The organism is Allobosea minatitlanensis, assembly GCF_964020775.1.
In genome coordinates this window covers 4,091,261-4,111,583 of the sequence record NZ_OZ224509.1, presented here as the reverse complement: position 1 = coordinate 4,111,583, position 20,323 = coordinate 4,091,261, and the positions used below count along the sequence as shown (strand labels likewise).

Here is a 20,323-nt window from a genome sequence, read left to right as displayed (position 1 = left end):
CACTCCGATTCTCCGCCTATTTTATCGTTAATCATCAAGGTGACATGGTTAAGGCGCGGTTAAGGGCCGACGTCAAGATGTCTGGGCGGGCGTCCTTTCGGCTCGTCGGCCACAGAACGTCTGCCACCGTTCGACAATCACATCGCAATAGCGGGGATCGATCTCGATCGCGAGACAGGCGCGATCGGTGGTCTCGGCGGCGATGATCGTCGTGCCGCTGCCCGCAAAGGGCTCGTAGACCAGCTCGCCCTTGGCCGAATTGTTCAGAATTGGGCGGCGCATGCACTCGACCGGCTTCTGCGTGCCGTGAACGGTCGCCTCGTCCTCGTTGCCACTCACGCCGATCGCCCAGAGAGTTGACTGATCGCGAGCGCCTTGCCAATGTCCCGTCGCCTGGCGACGGACGGCGTAGAGGCAGGGCTCATGCTGCCAATGATAGTCGCCCCGGCCGAGCACGAAACGCGACTTCGACCAGATGATCTGTGAGCGGATCGCGAAATCCGCGGCCTCCAGGCTTTCGATCACGGTCCTGGTGTGGATGCCGGCATGCCAGACATAGGCGACATCGCCGGGGAAGAGGCGCCATGCGTCGCGCCAGTCGGCGCGATCGTCATTCCGCACCTTTCCGGTCCGCGTCGTTGCCGAGACGCCGGCGTCGTTGCGCCAGTTCGGGTCGTATTCGACGCCATAGGGCGGATCGGAGACCATGAGATGTGGCTTTGCCCCATCGAGCAGCCGCGTCACGTCGGAAGCCGACGTCGCGTCCCCGCACAGGAGCCGGTGAGAACCGAGAATCCAGAGGTCTCCGGGCCGTGTGACGGCCTCTTTCGGCGGATCCGGGATGCTGTCTTCATCGCTTTCGGGCCTGTCGGCGTCGACATCAGCACCAGACAGGAGCCGATCGAGTTCATCCTCCTCGAAACCGAGCAGATCGAGGTCGAGACCGTCCTCCTTCAGCCGCGCAAGCTCGGCCGCAAGCGTCGCCTCATCCCAGCCGGCGTTGAGCGCGATCTGATTGTCGGCGATGCGATAGGCACGCGCCTGCGCATCGGTGAGATGGGCGAGCCGAATAATGGGAACGTCACGCAAGCCGAGCCGTTTGGCCGCCAGAAGCCGTCCATGCCCGGCAATGAGAATGCCGCGCTCGTCGATCAGACAGGGCGCGTTGAAGCCGAATTCGGCGATGGAAGCCGCGATCTGCGCGATTTGGTCGTCAGAATGCGTCCTCGCATTGGCTGCGTAGGGCAGAAGCGCTTCGACCGGGACGCGCTCGATCGTCGAGGCGTCACGCCGCACGGCTCTTCTCTCCCTTGCCGCGGGCTGCGGCGATGTCCTCGAAGGTTCGCTCTTCGCCGTCGAGCATGACGGGCACAGTCGGATGAAGCTTTCGCCAGCGCGCGATCGCGAGATCGACGTATTCGGACGCAAGTTCAATGGCCGCAACGCGCCGACCGCAACGTTCAGCGGCGAGGATGCAGGTCCCAGAACCGGCGAAGGGCTCGAAGACCAGATCCCCCTCGGCCGAAAAGGCCTGCATCACGAATTCCGGCAACGCGATCGGAAACACAGCCGGATGCTCGGTTTCGATGCCGCGAGCCTTGTGGCGCGTGATGCGCACCACGCTGTCGGGAATCCGCATCTCCTGAACGCCTTGGCCGGCATGCGACCAGGCGCCGACGGTACCGTCCTGCGCGCGCATTCCGCCGTGGCTGTCATTGACGTGTCCAGCCCATTTGCAGGGCACGATCTTGTTCGGCTTGCGCGCCTTGCGATTGAAGTGGAACAGAAACTCGAAGGCTGGCGACAATCGCCCGTTCCAATCGCCGGGGAGGCCCGGCCCTTGGTCCCACACGTAGAGGCCGAAGCGACGCCAGCCGTCGCTGCGCATCCAGTCGAGCCAATCCGCCCAATAGGGCTGCCATTCGTTGTCGCGATGGACGAGGCCGAGATTGACGAGCAGCTGGCCGTCCTCGGACAGCACCGCCCCTGCGTGGCGGAAGACGCCCTGCATGAGAGCGTCCCAGTCGCCGATCCCGCCCGTATAGGTACGCTGCTGCGCGTAGGGCGGCGACGTGAACAGAAGCGTCGCCTTGGCGCCATCGACAACGCGCGCAACGACGGCTGCGTCGGTGCTATCGCCGCACAGAAGACAATGATTGCCAAGGCGCCAAAGATCGCCCGGCAGGGTGACCGGATCGGTGGGCAGCGCCGGCGTCTCGTCGATGTCATCGGCAGCGGCGTCGGTGTCCGCCTCGTTCTCGTCGATCGGCGCCAGTAGGTCGTCGAGTTCGTCCTCGCCGAATCCGGTGAGCGTAAGATCGAAGCCCTCGCTGTTGAGGGCATGAAGTTCGCCAGCGAGGAGCGCATCGTCCCAGCTCGCGTTGAGGGCGAGCTTGTTGTCCGCGATGACGTAAGCCCGCCGCTGCGCAGGGGTCAGATGATCGAGGATCACCACCGGCACGGTATCGAGCCCGAGTCGCCTGGCAGCCTCCAGTCGACCATGGCCTGCGATGACGTCGCCATCGACGGAGATGAGCACGGGGTTGGTCCAGCCGAACTCGACGATACTGGCCGCGATCTGGGCGACCTGGGCGTCGTCATGGGTTCGCGGATTACGCGCATAGGACTGCAGCCGATCGATCGACCAATGTTCGATCGCGTCAGGCAAGCGGGGCGACATGGCGGGCGAGGTTCATCCGGTAACCGACGCGCGCTGGTTACCACTTGCGATGCCAACGGAGGCGCGCGGAACTGTGAAATAATTCAGAAGGTTCGCGAGAGAGCCGGTAACCAGCCCTTGTCGGCTGGTAACTCAGGTTTCCGGGGTGGCACTAGCGAAGTTCTGCGCTGCTGCCCCCCGCATAGCGCAAGGGCCGGGAAGGACCCGGGCCTTTCGACCGGCCGGGGCGCTGCGCTCGCGCCTCCTGCGAGGATGCCCCGAAACCTAGCCTCATTCGGGCTTTTCGTCTCAGCGAAAAGTGTCCGCCGGACATCTTCCGCAGGGCTTCGCGCGGATACCCTCAATCGCCGCGCACAGCTCAGGGCTGGGGACCACAGGCTGCCTGTCGCCGTTCGGCTACAGTTTGTCTTGTCGTCGAGCGACGACATTGCTATATTGTTGCCGTTCGACGACACGAAGGCCTCGCGCCATGCACATTCGCACCCCTCTGGATCTCGGTCTCATCATTCGCGACAGACGGCGCAGGCTTGGTCTCAGCCAAGGCGAGCTTGCCTCAAAGGCTGGTGTTGGCCGGCAATGGCTCGTGGCGATCGAGCAGGGCAAGGCCCGCGCCGAGATCGGCCTGGTCCTGCGCACGCTGTCAACGCTCGGGCTCACGCTTTCTGTCGACGAAGAGGCTTCCAATCGCAGGGCCGGCAACCATGACGAGATCGCGCCCGTCGACATTGACGCCGTCGTCTCATCCCTGAAGGGGGATGCCCGATGACCGACCGGCTCGTCGTCCTCGCCGATGGCCACATCATGGGCGAAGTCCGCCGCTCGCGTTCGGGGCGTCTGGCCTTCGTCTACCACGACGGCTGGCGGAGGAGCAGCAATGCCTATCCGCTTTCCCTCTCCATGCCGCTCGTGGTCGCCGAGCATGAGCATGGACGGATCGAGCCGTGGCTTTGGGGGCTCCTGCCGGACAACGAGGCGATACTCGCCCGTTGGGGACAGAGGTTTCAGGTTTCGCCACGCAACGCCTTCGCCCTTCTGGGCGCCGTCGGTGAGGATTGTGCGGGCGCCATCCAGTTGGCCCCCTCCGAGCGTGTGCCAACGCTCATGGAAGCCGATCAGGGCTCCGTGGCTTGGCTCTCGTCAAGCGACATAGCTGAGCGCCTTGCCCTTCTGCGCAAGGACCAGTCGGCTTGGCGTGTGGCGCGGGACGCCGGTCAGTTCAGTCTGGCCGGAGCCCAACCGAAGACCGCACTTCTCTTCGATGGTGAACGCTGGGGAATACCGTCCGGTCGCATGGCCACGACGCACATCTTGAAACCGCCGATCGACGCCTTTGACGGTCACGCTGAAAACGAGCATCTGTGCCTCGCGCTGTCGCGCGCGCTCGGATTTCCCGCCGCCCGGTCGCGCGTCATGCGCTTCGATGACGAGATGGCGATCGTCGTCGAACGCTATGATCGCCAACGCACCGCAGCCGGCATTCGACGCCTGCATCAGGAGGACGTCTGCCAAGCGCTCGGCTTGCCGCCCACCAAAAAGTATCAGAACGAGGGTGGCCCTGCGCTAGGCGAAATGCTGGAAGTCATTCGCGCCTATTCGGGAGTTCCCCAGGAAGACGAGTGGACATTCGCTCGCGCCCTGATTTTCAACTGGCTGATCGGCGGCACGGACGCGCATGCGAAGAACTTTTCCATGCTGATCGGCGCTGGTGGACGAGCCCGTCTCGCCCCCCTCTATGACGTTGCCAGCACGCTGGTCTACGATTTCGATCCACGCAAGCTGAAGCTCGCCAACAGGATCGGCGGCGCATATCTCATCGAAGACATCGGTCCGCGGCAGTGGGAGCAGTTTGCGGTCGAGACACGCCTTCCGAAGCAGGATGTCCTTAATGCCGCCCGCGCCATGGCGAGCGCCTTGCCCGCGGCCATTCATGCGGTTGCGGATCAGGCGCGCAGTGAAGGCCTCGATCATCCGGTCATTCCAAGAATGGTCGATATCTTGAGCGCGCGCGCCGAACGATGCGCCCGGCTCTTCCCGGATTGACAGGGGCACCGCATTGCAATGACGGCAGCGGGCCGCATTCGGCGGAAATGGGTGCAATTGGGTGTGCATTCGGGCGTGGCCCCGCTATTCCTGGGGCAGCTCCAAAGGCTCGCAAGCCCGCTTCACCATTTCGATGACATAGCGTCTGGACCGGAGCTTTGGCACGGGACGGTGGTTCAAGCGCCAGGCGATGACGCAGAGGGCGTAGAGCCAATGTTCATTGGCGGCGGAGCGTTGCAGCCCGACGGTCCAGCAAATGGTCTTCCAACGCTCGCCGTGGGCGCGCAGCCAAATGATCTTGCCGTCGACCGGATCGAGACCGGTCGTCCAGCTCAGCGTCTCCTCCATTCGGCTGATGGCGGCCGGAGACGGCGGGACGCGCATCGGCCTTGGTTCCTGGCCGACCAGATCGCTGAACTCATAGAAAATCTTCGGCCAGGTGCTGAAATACCCCTGGACCCTCGCCGAAGGCAGACGCTTCAGGACATAGGCTGCTTCGGCAAGGCGGGCTTCGACGAGGCTCGGCGTCCATTCGCTCATCGCACGCCTCCCTGAGTTTCGATGGCCCAGAGGAGCAGCGCGATGGCGTCGGCCTCGTTGTCGTCCTTCGGGTTGAAGCCTCGCGCGGTGACGGCCGCGATCACAGCGTCTTTGCCTGCGTTACCCTTGGCCGTCGCATGACGCTTGATCGTGCCGACGGGAACGCCCTGATAGGCAATGCCCCGATGTTCGCACCATGCCGTCAGCGTCGCCAGAAAGCCGCCATAGAGATGGGCGGCATCGATACCGAGGTGGCGGCGGACCTCTTCGAAGTAGATGGCGGCGAGCCCGGCAGCATCGTCGGCCATCGAGTCGAGCCAGCCTGCAAAGCGGACATACCGCATGCCGCCACCGTCGAAGCGGCTGGGCCGGAACGAGACCGAGCCCGAGAGGATATGGCCAGTCGCGAGCCGCATGGCCCAGCCGGTCGTCGTGCCGAGATCGAGAGCAAGCATGGCGCCCGAGCCATTCTGGCCGTGGCCCGGACTGACCAGCAAGGCGCCCGGCTCATTGCCGGTCACGAGGACGGGCTGGAACGAGGTCGCCAACACTGCTGCCGATGACCCAAGTCGCGACGGACGAGCGCGCCTGACAGGAGCTCGCTCGTCTCTCCCGTAGGGAGAGCGGAAATTCCGGCAATCTGGCAGCTTCTCCAAGCTGTTGAAATCGCCACTCTTTTTGGAGTTGCCAAATTGCCAAAAGGAAGTTGCCAGATTGCCGGCCGGCAACTCCGCCGCCGGCGTAACACATTGAACTGAAAAGGATTTCTGTGTCGGCAAGTTGCCAGTTGCCGAAGTTGCCAGTTGCCAGAACCGTCGCTTTGGCAACTTCTCGACGGGCGTGATCATGGGGTCTCTCCTTCGGGATAGACCCAGACGAGCGGGTTCTCGACGTCGAGGACCGCGCCGGTCTGAGCCGACTTGTAGTGGGTTGGAAGAACGGGGATGAAGGACGGCGTGATCTCCCCCGTGTCGGGATCGATCGTCTCACCGGCGGGGAAGTGCATGCCCTCGATCACGAGGTAGCCAAGCTTTGAGCGGGCATTGGGCAGGCCGTAGGGGCGGCCGTCGCGGGTGAACTTCACATAGCCCTTGGTGGTGAGAACGCTGACGCGCTCGCGGATCGTGGTCCGGCCGCCAAGCCCGGCCTGGTTTTCGAAGGCCTCGGCGAACTGCAAAGCGGTGTAGAGGTGCCCGGCTCGCGCCTGGTCGTCGAGGATTTGCAGGATCACGTCGCGCTTGCGCGCGCGCTCGGCATCGAGGCGTTCGCCGAGGTCCTTGCGCACGATCCGTTCGGATTTCGGATCGATGATGACCCAGCGCCCCTGACGCTTGTCGATCAGGATCGGATCGAGCGCGGGTCCGTTGCGCAGCTCGAACTCGAGGCGACGCTCGGGACGATCCTCGTCGGGCCGATGCATCAGAATGCCGGCGCTGTAGAAGCCTCTAAGCGCACTTGCGCCGGCGAGCGCCAGAAAGGGGTCTTCCGCGATCTGCCGCTTCTGCGCTTTTCGGGTGTGGTGGCTGAGAATGAGCCCCGCTTCCGGCGCGGCGGCATTGCGCAATGCTTCCACGCGCGCCTGCAGGAAGAACAACATGGCGTCGTTGTCGTTCTCGCCGCCGCCATCCGGTCCACCGTCGAACAGATTGCGGATCGGGTCGATGCACAGGATGTCGGGGCGCTCGCCATCGAAGGCGCCCAGCATCGCTGCCTCGACCAGCGCAAGACCGCGACCGTCCAGAATGAGCCGCAGCTTCGGCGTCACGACAAGATTGTCGCGCGCAGTTGCGAGCACGGATTTCGGGAGGTTCAAGCCCTGCAAGCGCTCGCGCAAATAGTGGTAGTCGATCTCCGCCTGGAGATAGAAGACCCGCAGAGGACGCGGCGGTTTGAAGCAGAGAAAAGCCGACCCCGCCGCCATGTGGGTGAGAAGGCTGATCAGGAAGTCGCTCTTGCCCACCTTCGGCGCGCCGCCGAGCACCAGCATGCCGCCCGGCGTGAGCACGCGCGGCGCAATGATGTCGGCTGGCATGGGGCTCTGGTCATCGAGCAGCGCGCCGAGACTGAAAGCGGGAATGGCGGCGATCGGCGCAGCGCTGAGCGTGAGACCCGGCCCGTTGCGGGCGACATGCCGGCGCCACAGCCGGTCGAATTCGGCGCCGATGCGCTCGGCCGGCCAAGGCGGATCGAGGCATGCCTGATTGAACTGCTGGATCGCCTGGCGGGCCTCTTCCTCGGTTTCGCGTCCCTCATGGACGAGACGGACGTGGTGGCCGATCACCATGCTCGCTGCTTCAAAGCGGGTGATGGGATCGATCCCACCGGCGCGCGTGCGCCGCTTCAGGACGTCGTCGAGGATGGGCTTTGGGTGGGGCGATGTCTCGGCCATCGGCGGCGTGATGCCGGGCAGCATCGGCATCATCTCCGCGGCATCCGCGAATTCCCGCAGGTCGACCTCGCTCGAAGAAATCTCGCGGATCGCGACGAGGCGCGTTGCCCCGCCTTTGAAATAGAGCGTGCCGGCGACACGGATGGGCTGGTGGGCGGAACGGAAATGCGGATCGCCGCCGACCTTGTCGGCGATCATCCCGCGCAGCGCGCAGACGAGATCGATGTCCGCTCCTTCCGCCGGCTCGTTGAGCCGCCACCAGACATGGAGCTTCGGCGCGCCGGTCTCGGTGCGTCCGCCGCTCTCGACCACCATCACGGGCGGCGGCAGATACCGCCTGAAATGTGCGAGCTTGACCTCGACATCGCCGGTATCGAGATCGGCGACGATCGTCTGGATCTGCTGGATGTCATCCGCTCTGGCCTGCCCCTGTTCGGCGACCGTGCCGGGCACGACATAGAGCGCCGCGCCTTCGCGAGCGGCCCACACCGCCGTGGTGTGAACGTGCGCCGCGGCCTCAGAATCGACCGGAAGCCAGGACGTGTGCGGCCGGCCGGAGCTTCCCTTCTCGGGCAGGCCGCGGACCGGGATAAGCCCGTCGCAATAGCCGAAGACGCGGTCGACGAAGAGCGCGATCGCTTCGGCGTCTGGTGTGAGCGCGGGATCGACGATCGGCGAGACGTCGTTGAAATCCCGCCAAGCATCGATGCGCACGACATTGTCGGCCGAAACGTCATCCCCGCTCATCCGGGCAACCCCCAGCAGCGTTCGGCCCAAGGGCAGAAGCGGCATTCGTAATGGGCGGGGTCGTGCGCGAGGCGCGGCAGAAGCTCGTGGACCTCGGTGGCGCGCAGGATGCGCACGGCGCGATCGCTCGCAGCCTGCGCGCGGGCGGCGTCGAAAGGCACGAGTTCGTGGTGAAGCTCTGCCGTGTCCTTGTTGATCGCGGTGAAGAGCGCCGGATGCTCCGAGACGCCCGGCAGCGCCGGTTCCATATAGGCTTGGTAGAGCGCGATCTGGACGGCATAGATCGGCTTCGCCAGGACGACGCCCTTGGCGACGGTCTCCCGCCACGCCTTGGCGTTCATGGTCTTGCATTCCCAGATCGCCGGGGCCTGAAGAGCCGGGAAGCCCGGTGCGCCGAAAACGACGCCGTCGACGTGACCGCGGATTCGGCCGCTCGCCACCGAAAAACCGATCTGCCCGCCGTCCTTCGTGCGGGTGACGAGATCGAGACCGGCCGCGTGCAGCCAACGGATCGCCACATCTTCGAGCACATGACCGATCTCGAAGATCCTGAGCGTCCGACCATCGAGGTCCGCCCCCGCATCGCGCGGCGTGTCCGTGAATTCGAACTGCAGCGCGCGATCGCAGGGGACGCCGAGACGGGAAGCGCCGAGATAGGTGCGCGCCGATGTCGCCCCGCGCTCGGCTGCGAGCGCGGCATCGATGCGCTGGTTCAGGTGATCGGCGATGCTGGCGCGATGGTTGAAGTTGAGCATCAGAACGGAATCTCCGTGCTCGCACGCGCAGCGCTCGCCGCCATCGCTTCCTGGAAGGCGCCGACGGCCGCTTCGATCAGCGTGAGCACCTGCGCTTCCGATAGGCCGGCGAGTGGCGTCGCCCAGCCGATCTCCTCCATGAGTTCGGCGACGGGTTTCAGCGCCGCGCGCATGGCCGCGCGTTCCTGTTCGGTGAGGTCAACCACGGAACGCCTCCGTGCCGACGAGGACCAGAAGGCCTGACAGGTGATCGAGCAGAACCAGCGATCCGGGCGCGGCCGACTGGAACGGAAGGGCTCGCGCCAGCCAAAGCCACGCGCCGGTCGCCAGCAGACGGCGCAGGGGATCCCGCGCGGGTGCCAGAGCCGCTCGCGGGTCGAGGGGAGCGTCGACGTCATGGAGCTGGTCCGCCATCACGCGGCCCTCGCCAGAGCGTTGCGGTCGGCGCCGAACACGAGCCTGCGGATTGCAGCCTTGTTGAACTGGAAGGCGATCAGCGCCGAGGCCTGGTAGCGGGTGAGCCCGAAATCCTGCCGATACTCCGCCGGCAGAAGCGCGAGCTGCCTGTCGGTAGGCGGCTGCGAAAGCCAGCGGCGGGTCTTGTGCGCGCTCTCGTCGCTCTCGTGCTCGTTGAGCCAGTCATCGGCCGCCGCGAGGCACACCATGCGCTCGCCCGCGCCGACGAGCGTGGTCGGCTGTCCTTGCCGACCGCCAACCGCATACCAGCGCCCGTTGAGGAAGAAGACGCCTGCCCAGGCGGTGAAGCCGGTGGCGACCAGAGCAGCGTCGTCCCCGAAGAGATCACACCACTTGAAGCTCGACCGTTTGAGCAGATCGATCTCGCTCATCACGAAATCGCCGAGGGGCTGCGGCTCATCACCCCCGTCGTCGCAGGCGAAGGCGTGACCGCAAAGCGGGCATTCCCGCGACGAGAGGGGAATGATCGCCTCGCAGGACGGGCAGGTTTTGGTTGGCGCGTCCCCGGACAGCTCGCGCCCGTCGAGATCGACGTCCTGCTCCAGCGAGCCGTGCAGGAGCGTCGAGGTCCCGAAATCCAACACGATGCAGTCGGTCTTGAGGATGTCCGGATGCTCCTGCGGGTTCGCCGTCCTGAGACCCCGGCCAACCATCTGGACCATGGTCGAGCGATAGGAGCTGGGGCGCAGCAGCACGACGCAGGAGGTCGGCGGGTGGTCCCAGCCCTCGGTGAGCACGGCCACGTTGACGACGACGCGCGCCCGGCCGTCCGCAAAATCGGCGAGCGCGGCCTTGCGTGCGGCATCCGGCATTTCGCCGGTCACGAGCACCGTCGGCACGTCGGCCTGGCGGAAGGCCTGCGCCACCGCGGTCGCATGGGCGACATTGGCGCAGAAGACCACCGTCTGCCGGTCGCCGGCCCTGTCGCGCCAGTGCTGGATCACCGCCTCGGTCACCGGCGTGCGGTTCATCACCTTGGCGACCTCGGTCATGTCGAAGTCGTCGGCGGTCTTGCGCACCTTGCCGAGGTCGGACTGCACGCCGACGTCGATCACGAAGGTCCGCGGCGGCACGAGATGTCCTGAGGCGATCAACTCGCCGATGCGAATCTGATCGGCGACGTTCGAAAAGACCGGGCGCAGCCCCTTGCGATCGCCCCGGTTCGGCGTCGCGGTGACGCCGTAGATGAATGCCTTCGGATTGCGCTCGCGGACCCGGTCGATGATGCGACGATAGCTGTCGGCTGCGGCGTGATGCGCCTCGTCGATGACGAGGAGGTCGAGCGCCGGGATCTGGCCGAGATTGGTTTCCCGCGCGAGCGTTGGCGCCATGGCGAAGGTCGCTCGCCCGCTCCAGGACTTTTCCTTCGCATCGACCACTGAGGTTGAGATTTCCGGATTGACGCGGGCGAATTTGGCGCGGTTCTGCGCGGTCAGCTCGTCGCGATGGGCAAGCATGCAGGCCTTGGCGTCACTGTCCTTCAGGATCTCGCCGGCGACGCCGGAGAGCATGATCGTCTTGCCGGCGCCCGTGGGCGCCACGCCGATCGTGTTGCCATGGAACCGGAGCGCCGAGATGCTGCGGTCCACGAAGAGTTTCTGACGGGGGCGAAGCAGCATGGCATCGCCTCACTGTGCCCAGGAGGGACGCATGCCGGCGGCCGGAGCAGCGGCAGGCTGAGCCGGCGCCTGCGCGCCAGCCGAGCCCTGGAAGCCGAACGACTGGGTCACCGGCCCCATCGCCGCGGCATATTCCTTGTGGTCGGGCGTGACGGCGGTGCGGATTTCGTTCTTCGGATCGCCGTTGGTGTCCGTGCCGATGTCGATCTTAGCGACGAACTCGATGCCATCGAGATCGGCGAAGCCACGGATGCGCCGGGCAGCTTGCGCCTGCGGCGAGACATCCTTGTCGGAGATGCCGCGCGCGGAATTGAGGATCGCGCGGATCAGCGCCCGGCCCATATTGCCCCAGTCGGGACCCTTCGGGCTGTAAAGACCGATCAGCGAGAAGATCTTGCGCCGCGCATACGGGCCTTCAAGGACCGTGAACTCGGCGTTGAGATAGACCGCGCCGGTCGAGCCGCGCGTCGCATATCCGCCGGTCCAGCCCTGGCCGGGATCGTCATAACCGCCGGGGCGGATCGAGAGGCGCACCTTGGCGATGGCGCCTTTCGGGATGACGTTCGTCGGCGTCTTGGCGTCGTTGAAATCGCTCCAATTGGACATGGGGGATCACTCCGTGGTCGTGTCGTTCGAAGAGGTGTCGGGATGGGGGTGGCCCGGCAGGCGGCCGGAGAAGTCGAGGGGCTGGCGTGCAGGCCCGCGGATTTTCGCCATCAGGCGGCCGAGATGCGGTTCCTCGATCATGTCGAGCCGGCCGCTACGGTCCTTTGCCGGGAAGCCGAACGGGTTCAGCGTCTGGCAGATGAAGGCGCGCCGTTTGGTGCCGTCTTCAGCCTTCACCTCCGCCATCGTCAGGACCTCGTCGACGATGCCGGGCAGTTCGAGGCCGGTCTTCGAGCCATCGATCTGGGGCGAGAAGACGCGACGATTGAAGTCGTCGAGACGCTCGTCGAGGATCCCGACGAACCAGACGTTCTTTGCCCGGGCGTGCTGAAGCTGGGTGAGCCAGGCGATCATCTCGCGGCCATGCAGGCCGTAGGCGCCGCGCACGTCGGGCTTGCCGGTCTTCTCCGAAATGGCCTCGGGCTGGCCGCGACACCACTGGAAGCAGAGCCGGCCGGCGACTGTGATCGAGTCGACGAAGATCGTCTCGTAGCGATCGAGGGCGCTCGGCGGGCCGAAGCGTTCAGCCACAGCAGCGAAATGCGCCTCGCCATAGGCTTGGTCCGCGCGCAATGCCGGATTCGGCCCGCCGATGAACACGGCGAGATCGCGGCATTCAGCCCAGGTGCGCGGCCGGAGCGCATCGCCAGTCCAGCCTTCGATGGCGAGATCGCCCGCCTCGAGGTCGATGAAGAGCGTCGTCTGCGGATCGAGGCTCCAGAGCAGCGAGGTCTTGCCGATGCCGGACTTGCCGAAAATGCAGCCCTTGACGCCACGCGCCTCGGCGAGCCGCTGATCCGCGGTGATGATGGGGAGCGCCATGATCAGCGCTCCTTCGTCGCACGGGTCGCGACATCGACGGCGCGATCTGCCCCGAGACCGCCGGCATCCCGCGCGATCTGGCTGAGCTTGCGCAGCGCGTACATCTGATCGATGAGCGCGTTGGACGCAGCCTCCAGCCCACGCAGGGCGAAAGCGATGTCGTCGAGGGTCACCTCGGTGATCGGCTTGGCGTCGATCGCATCCTGGCCCGGCACCGCCGGGACACGGATGGCATCGGGAAGCGTGGCGAGTCCGCAATGCGCATCGCGCAGCGTTTCGAGCGCGGACAGAGATTCTTCGGGCTTGGTCTTGCCGAACGAAAACATTGATTGGTCCTTTCAGTCGCGGAGAAGTCGGAAGGTCGGTTTGCCGGTCTTGAGCGTTCGAGCCGGCTCGAAGGCGCGACGGATCGCGTCCGGCCAGGCGCCGTAGGCGCGCTCGGAAACTTCGAGCCTGATCTCGATGTATTGGGTGGGATCTTCGCCGGAGGCGCGGATCGTCTCGACGAGGGCGGCGAGCCGGCCCTGGTCCCACTCGACCTTCTTCGGCAGGTCGGCCACGATGATGACCGCGCCGTCGCTGAAGCGGACAGTGCCGGTGTCCTTGCCCAGCGTGGCGCGCGCCTGGCGAGCACGCTCGCCGAACTTCAGGGCAATGGCGCCGTCGAGCCAGTCCTTGAGCGTTTTCGCGTTTTTCAGCGCGGCGTCGGCATCCTGCTGCAGGATGGCGAGGACATTGGCCGGCAGAACGGCGATCTCGCCGACCGGCATGGTGCGGATCGCGTCGAGCGTGATGGTGCTGGAAATCATGGCCAGCGCGCCCCCGCCGCCATTTTCGCGGCCGGCTTGTTGGCCGTGCTCGCGCGGATCTGTTCCTTCTCGTATTCCTCGACGTCTTCGAGCCGATAAACGACCCGGCCGCCGATCTTGATGTAGCGGGGTCCTTCCCCCGACCACCGCCACCGTTCGAGGGTGCGGTGGCTGATGTTCCAGCGAGCGGCGAGCTCGATCTGGTTCAAATGCCTGACCGACATCTGCGTCTCCTTCGGTTTCAATCGAAAACCTGCGGAGAGGATGGCGCGGGCGTGGGGAGGAGCCGGGGAGGAGAAAGGAGGGAGCCAGCGGAGGAATCGCAGCTCCGCGGGCTGAAATGAAAAAACCGCCCGAAGGCGGTTTGGACGTGGATCAGGTGGGTATCAAAGATCGATCCGGCACCGTCCGCGCTCTTCCTTGATGAATTCGCGCCAATCGGTGCGTCCCTTGAACGCCTTTCCGAGCGTTCGAACCTGGTCGCCGGAGTCCGCGGCCTCCAGGACGGCAGCGGTCAGACATTCGGGCTCGCCTCGCTGCCATGCCTCGAAGAGGTATCGAATGATCGCGCGCTGTTTCGTGCCGGTGAACGCGTAGGTCTTGCCCCTGACGGTGATCGAACCGCCGTCCGCAGCCATGGACACCGGTTGGCCGTCATCTCGCCGGTGCGACAGGCGCGCAGCCAGGATCTGCGGATCGATGCGGAGCTCTTGGCTTGCGTCGATGACCGATTGCACGGCGATGATCTCGTGCCCACTCACATAATCTTTGGGCAACTTCGCTTCGGGCGTCAGCGACAATACGAGTCGCACGCCCGGAGCCGGTCGCTGCCTGGTCTGTTCAAGAAAAGAAGCCCAGGCCGTCGGCTCCGACAGCCGACGTCCGACCCAAACGGGCACGCGAGCTGCGCGCCCCGGCAGACGCGCGGCGCCGACTTCCCAGATCAATCCGGGCACCAGAGACACAGGGCGTGAGGCGAGAGCACAATCGAGCCCTTCTAGCAGCTTTGGCAGGAGAGCTTCGAAGTCCAGAGCAAAGACAGTCTGTTCGCCGGGTGCCGCCGTCACCCAGCCTGCCTGCGGGCTGAAATAGCCGAACGAACGACCGTCAGGTGATCGCACGAGCGAAATCGGCGAATCGTCATGGTCAGCCATGGACGTCACCGCCGCCTCGTCTCCCACCCGGGTCAGCACACCGAGCGCCTGAAGCTGCGCTCCGACTGCCGGATAATGATTCGTCAGGGCAGCAGCGGTGATGCGCGCATCACGGGTCTGAGCAATCGCGCAGACGAGGGCCAGCGCTTCCTGATCAGAGCTTCGAGGCGATCGCATCATCGGCGAGGATCCCCCAGCGGCGGAGATATTTTTCGCCGATCAGTTGCTCTTCCTCGGTCTGGTCCTTGAGATTGCAGCCGTGCGGCATGGTGATCGTCAGAGGGAGAGTCCGGCCGCGTCTCGCGTCGCCCTTCGGATGGAACTTGATGGTCAGCTTGGCCTGTGTGGCAACCCACCCGCCGTCGATCGGATTGCCCGGCCCGAGCCTCTCCTCCGCCATGCTCCAGATCGTGCGGCCCGCTTTGGCCATGCACTCCAGCGTGACGCGCTCGCCAACAGCGTCGAGCGGCATCAGCCGCAACAGGCGGACGTCTACCCGTTCGATGCCATCATCAAGGTCGGTCGGAAAATCGAATGGCGACAGCAGCACGTCGAGATCGTAGCGACGAACCGGGACCTTCTCGTTCTGGAAATCGACGCCGAGGAGATCGCGCGCCAGGAACAGCGCCATTTCGGCGCGGCTCTCCCGGTCACTCGCGACGACCTCGATGACTCCAGACGCCGGCTCATAGGTCATTGCCGCCTCGAACACCGGACGATAGGCGCGCCGGATAAGTATGCCGCCGTCATCGAAGGCAAGCTGGTCATCCGGCAGGCCTTCCCGGTAGACGGTGATCTGCACAAGGTCGCAGTCTTCTCCCTCAAATGTGGGGCGCACGCGCTCAAAAATATCGACATGGACGTTCGCAGACGCAAAGCGCGTGCGGAGCGACGCCTTGAAAGCCTCGATGGAAATCGGATCGCGACGAACTGTCCCGCCAGCCTCGATGATGAAGCCATCCCAGCTCCGACCACGCCGCTTCTCGTCCGTGAACCGGACTTCCTCGGCGTGACGGAACAGCACCGGGTGATTCAGAAACAGCCAGAGTGAACGAGCATGGCCATTCGCGAGAACGTCGAGGAGCGCTCGATCATCAATCACGCTGTAGAGCGCGGTCTGGCCGGCATCGTCCGCGAGCGCGCCGACGCGCTCGGCATCGTTGATGACGCGGGCGCGGGCCTGCTCATCCATTTCGTCGACCGCCTTGAGCGCGCCGCGAACCACTTCAGGTTCTGCCGCGGACCAGTCGATCGACACGGAACCCAGGATCCCGACCTGAGAAAAATAGGCCTGCAGCGACGAAGCAGGCGTGTTGCGAATGAAGCTCGTCACTGAGGCCATGCCCTATCTCCTTAACCCTTGATGTTGCGCGGGTCGTTCCCGTGCGAATCGGACTGGCCGATGCGGCCGTCGCGGTTGTGGATCTTGAATTCCGTGCCGGCGTTGCGGCTGATCTCGCGGCCGCGGTCGACCGCCTCCTGCTTGGCGTCGAAGTGCCCGCTGGCGCGATCAGCACCGCCGCGGCGGACGTCCCAGCCTCCACCCGAGTTCGGAACAACGTGATGGGTCCCAGACCCCTTACCCTTGGCCATGTTGGTCTCCTGTGTTTCGCAATTGCGAGAAGTTAAGTTCGTTATCACGAACTTCTGCGCAAGATAGGTGTTGCGAGTATGGCGTGTCAAGGACTAGGGGTATCGCGAAAACGAACCACGCACAGGCAGGAGAATGTTCAATGCCAACCCCCTTGGGTGAACGAGTTCGAGAGCAACGGCGCAAACGTGGCCTTACACTCGAGGCGCTGGCCGAAAAGGTCGGGTCCAGCAAAAGCTACATGTGGGAGATAGAGAACAAAGAGGTTGCGCGCCCTTCGGCGGAGAAGCTCGCACAAATAGCTGCGGCGCTGGAAACCACGGTTGAGTATCTGCTGGAAGGCGACGGCGCCAACGAAGCGGAGGACGCTACAGACATCGCCTTCTACCGCAAGTATAAGAAGCTCGATGCACCCGTGAAGGAACGGCTGCGCAAGATGCTCGATATCTTGGATGACGATTGATGGTCGAAGGGGCTGCGAAGTCACCAAGGAAAGAAGCCATCCGGCTTTCCAAGCTGCTGGAGATCAGCCTCGGAGCCGACCGCTTTCCCGTCGACGTCGCCAGCCTCGCAAGAGAAATTTCGCGCAACTACGGCGATCCTATCGACAAGATTGTCGGCGATGAACTGCCAGGGTTCGAGGGCATGCTTCGGCCGCACAAGAAGCGCCCAGCCTGGCACATCGTCTATTCGACCAATCCGCAATATCGCGGGCGCGAGCGTTTCACGATCGCGCATGAGTTCGGGCATTATATGCTCCACCGGCCCGAACTGTCGGCGGCGGATTATCGGGACGGCTTGCTGACGAAGGAATGCGGCTTCGAGTGCTTGCCACTGCAGTCGAACGAGTGGAAGCAGGCCGAACGGGAGCGCGAGGAAGAAGCCGACACATTCGCCTCATATCTTCTGATGCCGATCGACGACTATCGTGTGCAGGTCGGCCGGAATGAAATGTCGCGCGAGCTTCTCGCACACATCACGCGCAGATATGGCGTTTCTCTCTTGGCCGCGGTCCGGAAGTGGATCGAATTCACCGACACGCGCGCCGCCATGGTGGTGGCCTACGACGGCTACGCCCGTTGGGGGCGCGCGAGCGACACCGCGCTCAAGACCGGGATCTTCATTCCGTCGGGCATGCCGATTCCGGAGGCCTCCGTCGCGGGAATGGGACCGTCGGCATTGAAAGACCAGGATCGAGCAGTGCAGTTGCCCGCGGGCATCTGGACATTTCGCCGGGGTTCAGAGCCGGTGCGGGAACTCACGATTTTTTCCGAGCGCCTGGGACTGTCCGTCACACTGCTGATGTTTGATCGGGCCCCTTTTGGCGTTTCGCTCGCCGAAGAGCATATTCCGGACACCTACGACCAGTTTGTCCAGAGCGGACAGGTGTGATTCGTCTCCGCATTGGGTGAGCGATTCGCTCGCGTGGTGGTTTCCAAACGGATTGAAGCCGAGACTACGCCTCTCCGGCCTTTCGAATGTTTTTGATCGGGCACGCAGAAACTTGATAACAATCTGATTTTGCTTGTTTTATTTGGATGCTTGCCTAGCGTTTCCTTCATGCGAAACGCTTTCGATCTTGGTCCCCTGGGGGCTGGCCCCAACGCCCTGCGCCCCGACCTGATGAGCGATGCCGAGCGGCTTCAGGAGGCCGGTGAGATCCTCGCGCGCGGCGTGGTCCGGCTTCGGCGGCGATGCGAGGGACGCCCCACACCTTTATCTCGCGAGCCCGGAGAGAGTTGGCTGGACTTGTCCGCCAGCCAACGCGGTCATGCCGAAGACGAAGTCGACGGAGACCGACAATGAATGATCCCGTGCTGGCGCGAGTCGCCGCTATCAAAACCATGCCGACGCCCGCCCTGAAAGCGATGTGGCGCGATCTCTATGGAACGGAAGCGCCGCCCTACAATCGGCGCTTCCTTGAAAGCCGGTTGGCCTATCGCGTCCAGGAACTCGCCTATGGTGGGCTGAAGCCAGAAACCGTGAAGCGGCTCGACGCGCTCGCCCGCGGCGTCGAGGATATCAACCCGAAGACCCGCCGCATTCGCACCGATCGGAAGCCAATCGCAGGGACGCGGCTGCTGCGCGAATTCAACGGCGTCGAACACGTCGTGACGGTCACCCTCGAGGGGTACGAGTATCAGGGCAGGCCCTACAAATCACTCTCGGCGATCGCGCGCGCCATCACCGGCGTCAAATGGAACGGCTGGGTCTTCTTCGGACTGAAAAGCCCGAGGAGCGGCGCATGACCCGTACAACGCCCGCCATCAAACATCCCGCGACAAAGGTCACGCCGAAAATCCGGTGCGCGATCTACACGCGCAAATCGTCGGAGGAAGGGCTCGACATGGAGTTCAACAGCCTCGACGCCCAGCGCGAGGCATGCGCCGCCTACATCATGAGCCAGAAGCCGGAGGGCTGGGTTCTGGTGCCCGATCACTATGATGACGGCGGGATCTCGGGTGGAACGCTGGAGCGCCCGGCGCTGAAGCGCCTCATCGCCGACATCGAATTCGGCAAGGTCGACGTCGTGGTCGTCTACAAGATCGACCGTCTGTCCCGCTCATTGATGGATTTCGCCAAGCTCGTCGAGGTGTTCGAGCGTCACAGCGTCACCTTCGTCAGCGTCACGCAGTCGTTCAACACGACAACGTCGATGGGGCGGCTGACACTCAACATCCTGCTCTCCTTCGCCCAGTTCGAGCGGGAAGTGATCGGCGAGCGCATCCGCGACAAAGTCGCGGCGTCGCGCAAGAAGGGCATGTGGATGGGCGGCTATGTGCCCCTCGGCTATCGGGTCGAGAACCGCAAGCTCGTGATCGACGAGGCGGAGGCGGTCACAGTTCGCCGCATCTTCGAGGGCTTCGTGAAGCTCGGATCAATCAAGCTGCTGATGCGGGAACTCAAGGAAGCCGATATCCGGAGCCGGCGTGGCCACCCGCTCGACAAGGGCGCGCTCTACAAGCTGCTGAACAATCGGGTCTATATCGGCGATGCGGTTCACAAGGGTGTCGCCTATCCCGGCGAGCACGAGGCCATCATCGACATCGCTCTCTGGAACCGCGCTCACGGCATTATGGGCGAAAGCCCGCGCACGCGCGCCAATAGGACCCGTCTGTCCGGGCCGGCGCTTCTGCGCGGCCTGATCTTCTCCCCGAACGGCAACGCCATGTCGCCGAGCCACACCCGAAAGGGGGACCGGCTCTACCGTTACTATGTCACCCAGTCGGTGTTGAAGCGCGGACCGGAAACCTGCCCGGTCCGGCGTGTTCCTGCCGCCGAGATCGAGGCGACGGTGGTCGAGCAGCTTCGTGGAATTCTGCGCGCGCCGGAACTGATCGTCCGGACATGGATGACAGCAACGGTACATGACGACCGCATCACAGAATCGGAGGTGCGCGAGGCCTTCGAGCGGCTCGATCCCGTATGGGACGAGTTGTTCCCTGCCGAGCAGGCGCGTCTCGTCCAGCTTTTGATCGAGCGGGTCGATGTAAAACTCGACGGCATTGCAATCCGGCTCCGCACCGGAGGTCTCACTGCACTGCTCGCCGAGCTTCAATCGATCACCGGACGGCAGGAGGCAGCCTGATGGCGAAAGGCACGATCCTTCACGACACGGACACGCTTACCGTCACCGTGCCGATGACCTTCAAGAAGCGTGGTGGGCGAAAGCTCGTCATCGCTCCAAACGGCGCCGATGCCTGGGCGCCGCCGCGGGCACGCATCGACAACACGATGGTGAAGGCGCTCGCTCGTGCCCATCGATGGAAGAAGCTGCTTGACACCGGCGACTATCCGACTGTCCAGGACCTCGCCGGGGCCGAGAAGATCAACCCGTCCTATATCGCCCGCATCCTGCGTCTGACGCTGCTCGCGCCCGACATCGTCGATGCGATTCTCGACGGGCGGCAGCCGGCGGGGCTTCAGTTGGACGACCTGCTCGCGCCGTTCCCAGTGGAGTGGGAAGCTCAAGAGCGTCGTTTTGCGTTCTTGCACCTCAAGGTGCCACGGCGAATCTCGCCCGAAATCTAGCT

At 64.4% G+C, this 20,323-nt stretch carries 24 protein-coding genes; 7 read left to right on the top strand and 17 right to left on the bottom strand.

Translation table 11 applies throughout. The annotated features are described in order from the left end of the window. Positions 1 to 72: 72 nt before the first annotated feature. Complete coding sequence (locus ACWH43_RS20235; RefSeq protein WP_158445352.1) at positions 73 to 1,296, bottom strand: site-specific DNA-methyltransferase; 1,224 nt, start codon at positions 1,294 to 1,296, stop codon at positions 73 to 75. Next, positions 1,286 to 2,680, bottom strand: coding sequence for a site-specific DNA-methyltransferase (locus ACWH43_RS20230; RefSeq protein WP_260349127.1), 1,395 nt, complete (start codon positions 2,678 to 2,680; stop codon positions 1,286 to 1,288). The genes ACWH43_RS20235 and ACWH43_RS20230 overlap by 11 nt, the downstream gene beginning before the upstream one ends. Before the next feature lie 469 nt (positions 2,681 to 3,149). Between ACWH43_RS20230 and ACWH43_RS20225 the strand changes: the two genes are divergently transcribed. Both ACWH43_RS20225 and ACWH43_RS20220 read left to right on the top strand, forming a co-directional pair. After that, positions 3,150 to 3,446 (top strand): helix-turn-helix domain-containing protein, encoded by a 297-nt coding sequence (locus ACWH43_RS20225; RefSeq protein ID WP_144341300.1) that lies wholly within the window; start codon positions 3,150 to 3,152, stop codon positions 3,444 to 3,446. After that, on the top strand, positions 3,443 to 4,720 hold the full coding sequence (locus ACWH43_RS20220) for a type II toxin-antitoxin system HipA family toxin (protein ID WP_260349128.1): 1,278 nt from the start codon (positions 3,443 to 3,445) through the stop codon (positions 4,718 to 4,720). The genes ACWH43_RS20225 and ACWH43_RS20220 overlap by 4 nt, the downstream gene beginning before the upstream one ends. Before the next feature lie 84 nt (positions 4,721 to 4,804). Here ACWH43_RS20220 and ACWH43_RS20215 read toward each other — a convergent pair whose 3' ends face one another. The 15 genes from ACWH43_RS20215 to ACWH43_RS20145 form a co-directional block, all read right to left on the bottom strand. After that, positions 4,805 to 5,260 (bottom strand): DUF6362 family protein, encoded by a 456-nt coding sequence (locus ACWH43_RS20215; protein ID WP_144341302.1) that lies wholly within the window; start codon positions 5,258 to 5,260, stop codon positions 4,805 to 4,807. After that, a complete protein-coding gene (locus ACWH43_RS20210) occupies positions 5,257 to 5,715 on the bottom strand; it encodes a hypothetical protein (protein ID WP_144342022.1) in 459 nt (152 codons plus the stop codon). The genes ACWH43_RS20215 and ACWH43_RS20210 overlap by 4 nt, the downstream gene beginning before the upstream one ends. 389 nt (positions 5,716 to 6,104) lie before the next feature. Then, positions 6,105 to 8,396: an AAA family ATPase gene (locus ACWH43_RS20205; RefSeq protein WP_260349129.1), complete on the bottom strand. Its 2,292-nt coding sequence runs from the start codon at positions 8,394 to 8,396 to the stop codon at positions 6,105 to 6,107. Then, positions 8,393 to 9,151, bottom strand: a complete 759-nt coding sequence (locus ACWH43_RS20200) for a hypothetical protein (protein WP_260349130.1) — start codon at positions 9,149 to 9,151, stop codon at positions 8,393 to 8,395. Before ACWH43_RS20200 ends, ACWH43_RS20205 begins: the two co-directional genes overlap by 4 nt. Continuing rightward, complete coding sequence (locus ACWH43_RS20195; protein ID WP_144341305.1) at positions 9,151 to 9,357, bottom strand: DUF6511 domain-containing protein; 207 nt, start codon at positions 9,355 to 9,357, stop codon at positions 9,151 to 9,153. Before ACWH43_RS20195 ends, ACWH43_RS20200 begins: the two co-directional genes overlap by 1 nt. Next, a complete protein-coding gene (locus ACWH43_RS20190; protein ID WP_144341306.1) occupies positions 9,350 to 9,565 on the bottom strand; it encodes a hypothetical protein in 216 nt (71 codons plus the stop codon). Before ACWH43_RS20190 ends, ACWH43_RS20195 begins: the two co-directional genes overlap by 8 nt. Then, complete coding sequence (locus ACWH43_RS20185; protein WP_448153604.1) at positions 9,565 to 11,247, bottom strand: DEAD/DEAH box helicase; 1,683 nt, start codon at positions 11,245 to 11,247, stop codon at positions 9,565 to 9,567. Before ACWH43_RS20185 ends, ACWH43_RS20190 begins: the two co-directional genes overlap by 1 nt. A 9-nt stretch (positions 11,248 to 11,256) precedes the next feature. Continuing rightward, the gene (locus ACWH43_RS20180; protein WP_144341308.1) at positions 11,257 to 11,853 is read right to left on the bottom strand and encodes a hypothetical protein; all 597 of its coding nucleotides are present in this window, start codon (positions 11,851 to 11,853) and stop codon (positions 11,257 to 11,259) included. A gap of 6 nt (positions 11,854 to 11,859) precedes the next feature. Then, entirely contained in the window at positions 11,860 to 12,735 is an 876-nt protein-coding gene (locus ACWH43_RS20175) for an ATP-binding protein (RefSeq protein WP_144341309.1), read from the bottom strand. Positions 12,736 to 12,737: 2 nt separating this feature from the next. Further along, positions 12,738 to 13,061: a hypothetical protein gene (locus tag ACWH43_RS20170; RefSeq protein ID WP_210244891.1), complete on the bottom strand. Its 324-nt coding sequence runs from the start codon at positions 13,059 to 13,061 to the stop codon at positions 12,738 to 12,740. Between the two features lie 12 nt (positions 13,062 to 13,073). Next, positions 13,074 to 13,505, bottom strand: coding sequence for a hypothetical protein (locus tag ACWH43_RS20165; protein ID WP_448153603.1), 432 nt, complete (start codon positions 13,503 to 13,505; stop codon positions 13,074 to 13,076). Positions 13,506 to 13,540: 35 nt separating this feature from the next. Further along, positions 13,541 to 13,768, bottom strand: coding sequence for a helix-turn-helix transcriptional regulator (locus ACWH43_RS20160; protein WP_144341311.1), 228 nt, complete (start codon positions 13,766 to 13,768; stop codon positions 13,541 to 13,543). Between the two features lie 162 nt (positions 13,769 to 13,930). Beyond that, positions 13,931 to 14,878 carry a hypothetical protein gene (locus ACWH43_RS20155; RefSeq protein ID WP_246659447.1) on the bottom strand — a complete coding sequence of 316 codons (948 nt, stop codon included), beginning with the start codon at positions 14,876 to 14,878 and terminating at the stop codon, positions 13,931 to 13,933. Next, positions 14,853 to 16,040 carry a hypothetical protein gene (locus ACWH43_RS20150; protein ID WP_144341312.1) on the bottom strand — a complete coding sequence of 396 codons (1,188 nt, stop codon included), beginning with the start codon at positions 16,038 to 16,040 and terminating at the stop codon, positions 14,853 to 14,855. Before ACWH43_RS20150 ends, ACWH43_RS20155 begins: the two co-directional genes overlap by 26 nt. 11 nt (positions 16,041 to 16,051) lie before the next feature. Continuing rightward, positions 16,052 to 16,291 (bottom strand): DUF2188 domain-containing protein, encoded by a 240-nt coding sequence (locus tag ACWH43_RS20145; protein WP_144341313.1) that lies wholly within the window; start codon positions 16,289 to 16,291, stop codon positions 16,052 to 16,054. Positions 16,292 to 16,431: 140 nt separating this feature from the next. On the opposite strand from ACWH43_RS20145, the gene ACWH43_RS20140 reads away from it, so the two are divergent. From ACWH43_RS20140 to ACWH43_RS20120, 5 genes are all read left to right on the top strand, one after another. Continuing rightward, the gene (locus tag ACWH43_RS20140) at positions 16,432 to 16,752 is read left to right on the top strand and encodes a helix-turn-helix domain-containing protein (RefSeq protein WP_144341314.1); all 321 of its coding nucleotides are present in this window, start codon (positions 16,432 to 16,434) and stop codon (positions 16,750 to 16,752) included. Then, positions 16,752 to 17,681: an ImmA/IrrE family metallo-endopeptidase gene (locus tag ACWH43_RS20135; protein ID WP_144341315.1), complete on the top strand. Its 930-nt coding sequence runs from the start codon at positions 16,752 to 16,754 to the stop codon at positions 17,679 to 17,681. The genes ACWH43_RS20140 and ACWH43_RS20135 overlap by 1 nt, the downstream gene beginning before the upstream one ends. 410 nt (positions 17,682 to 18,091) lie before the next feature. Continuing rightward, on the top strand, positions 18,092 to 18,538 hold the full coding sequence (locus ACWH43_RS20130) for a DUF2924 domain-containing protein (protein ID WP_144341316.1): 447 nt from the start codon (positions 18,092 to 18,094) through the stop codon (positions 18,536 to 18,538). After that, positions 18,535 to 19,878, top strand: a complete 1,344-nt coding sequence (locus tag ACWH43_RS20125) for a recombinase family protein (RefSeq protein WP_260349132.1) — start codon at positions 18,535 to 18,537, stop codon at positions 19,876 to 19,878. Before ACWH43_RS20130 ends, ACWH43_RS20125 begins: the two co-directional genes overlap by 4 nt. Continuing rightward, positions 19,878 to 20,321 carry a hypothetical protein gene (locus ACWH43_RS20120; protein ID WP_260349133.1) on the top strand — a complete coding sequence of 148 codons (444 nt, stop codon included), beginning with the start codon at positions 19,878 to 19,880 and terminating at the stop codon, positions 20,319 to 20,321. Before ACWH43_RS20125 ends, ACWH43_RS20120 begins: the two co-directional genes overlap by 1 nt. Positions 20,322 to 20,323: the final 2 nt, after the last annotated feature.